1 protein-coding gene and 2 pseudogenes are annotated in these 1915 nt (G+C 69.1%); 2 read left to right on the plus strand and 1 reads right to left on the minus strand.

All coding sequences use genetic code 11. From position 1 onward, the window contains the following. A pseudogene (locus ABD810_RS38085) lies at positions 1-422 on the minus strand (phospholipid carrier-dependent glycosyltransferase); the annotation flags it as partial. Positions 423-514: 92 nt separating this feature from the next. On the opposite strand from ABD810_RS38085, the gene rsmI reads away from it, so the two are divergent. Beyond that, a complete protein-coding gene (rsmI, locus tag ABD810_RS38090) occupies positions 515-1384 on the plus strand; it encodes a 16S rRNA (cytidine(1402)-2'-O)-methyltransferase (protein ID WP_425567037.1) in 870 nt (289 codons plus the stop codon). A 169-nt stretch (positions 1385-1553) separates the two neighbouring features. Then, positions 1554-1915 (plus strand): annotated as a pseudogene (locus ABD810_RS38095) (phospholipid carrier-dependent glycosyltransferase); the annotation flags it as partial.

Raw genomic sequence — 1915 nt, forward strand, 5'->3', positions numbered from 1 at the left:
GGATTGGGCCCGAAAACCCACTCACCCGCACCGATCAACCACTTCCCCAACGGCGGATGGACGACGTACGAGGCGCACTTGTCGATCTCGGTGGGCGCGCAGCTCTGCCAGACGTTGCCGTCGCCCTTGAGGAGCAGCTTGTCGGCGTCCTTGATCGCCACCCGCTCCACGCCGAAGCGGATCAGTGACAGCGCGTCCTTGGCGTAGTAGGTCTCGTCGAAGACCACCGCCTTGGGGGCCCCCAGCCGGTCGAACCGCAGCAGCCCGCCGAACACCGCGACCAGCAACGGCCCCAGCCATCCCCACAGGGGGTTGCCGTGGAATGGGGGAACGAGCCGGTCGCGGACCGATCCCGGCTGTGCGGGCTCGTCACGCGGGTCCGGCTGCTCGAAGTCCTGGTTGGGGAAGTCCGTCAGGGCCATCCGGACATCGTACGGGGCGGCTATTACGCCCAGCCTAAGAAACACCTCTTACGTACCCAATTGGGAGACTCCTGCCCGAAGGTGCTGCGCTGATGACCTCCGCGTGCATAGGAGAGGATGGGTATGTGAACGACAACGGCAGGTTGGTGCTGGCGGGTGCTCCGATCGGACGGGCCGACGACGCGTCCGCCCGGCTCCGTGAGGCGCTCTCGACCGCGGATGTGGTCGCCGCGGAGGACACCCGCCGGTTACGCAGGCTCGTCTCCGACCTCGGCATCACCCTCAGCGGGCGCGTGGTCTCGTACTACGACGCCAACGAGGCGGCCAGGGCGAAGGAACTCCTCGGAGCGCTGCAGGACGGTGACACCGTGCTGGTGATCACCGACGCCGGCATGCCGGGTGTGTCCGATCCCGGCTACCGCCTGACGCATCTCGCCGTCGAGGCGGGCATCCCGGTGACGGCGCTTCCCGGCCCGTCGGCGGTCACGACCGCGCTGGCGATCTCCGGTCTGCCCAGCGACCGGTTCTGCTTCGAGGGGTTCCCGCCGCGCAAGCCGGGGGAGCGCGCACGGCGCCTGGCGGCCCTGGCGGACGAGGAGCGCACGATGGTCTTCTTCGAGGCGCCGCACCGCCTCCAGGTCTGCCTCACGGCGATGGCCGAGGCGTTCGGGCCCGAGCGGCCGGGCGCCGTCTGCCGCGAGCTCAGCAAGACCTACGAGGAGGTGCGCCGGGGCCCGCTCGGCGAGCTGGCCGAATGGGCCGGGGGCGATGTGCGAGGTGAGATCACGCTGGTCGTGGCCGGGCACGATCCCGCCACCGTCGAGCCCGACATCGATGATCTGGTCGACGAGGTGGCCCGCCGGGAGGTCGCCGGGGTGTCGCGCAAGCAGGCGATCGTCGACGTCGCCAAGTCCGCGGGCATCCCCAAGCGTGAGCTCTACGACGCCGTACACCGTTCCTGACCGGCCGGGTGCGTCGTTCTTGATCCTCTGGCTGCGAGCGGTCCGTGGCACATAGGGTGCCCAGGTGGCTGTTCGCGCCTTCCCCCTGAGATTTACCGGAAAATCGCGACTTCCCCGGAAATCGCCCACGCCCTCGGCCGGCACCGAGAGCGCTGAGGAGAGGCCCGCGGTGCGCGACCGGCTGGTTCCGCCATTCCACGGGAGCCCTCTGTGGGGATGGCTGGGGCCGTTGCTGGTCGCGGTGTTCGGCGGGCTGTTGCGGTTCGACCGGCTGGGGGCCCCCAAGGCGGTGGTCTTCGACGAGACCTACTACGCCAAGGACGCGCTGTCACTGCTCAAGTACGGTGTCGAACGCACCTTCCTCGGCACGGACAAGAACCCCATCGCCGATCCGCGGCTCCTGGCCGGGCGCGAGGACCTATGGGTCACGTGCACACCGGACAACCTCGACCCATGCGCGCTCTATGTGGCGCATCCGCCGTTGGGGAAGTGGTTGATCGGTGCGGGTGAGTGGGTTTTCGGGCCCAATCC

Origin of the sequence: Sphaerisporangium flaviroseum, from assembly GCF_039537005.1 — a bacterium.
In the GTDB taxonomy this organism is placed as follows: Bacteria; Actinomycetota; Actinomycetes; order Streptosporangiales; family Streptosporangiaceae; genus Sphaerisporangium; species Sphaerisporangium flaviroseum.

Excerpts from the sequence above, each read along its gene's own strand:
- rsmI (WP_425567037.1), top strand. The coding sequence starts at position 515 with ATGACCTCCGCGTGCATAGGAGAGGATGGGTATGTGAACGACAACGGC.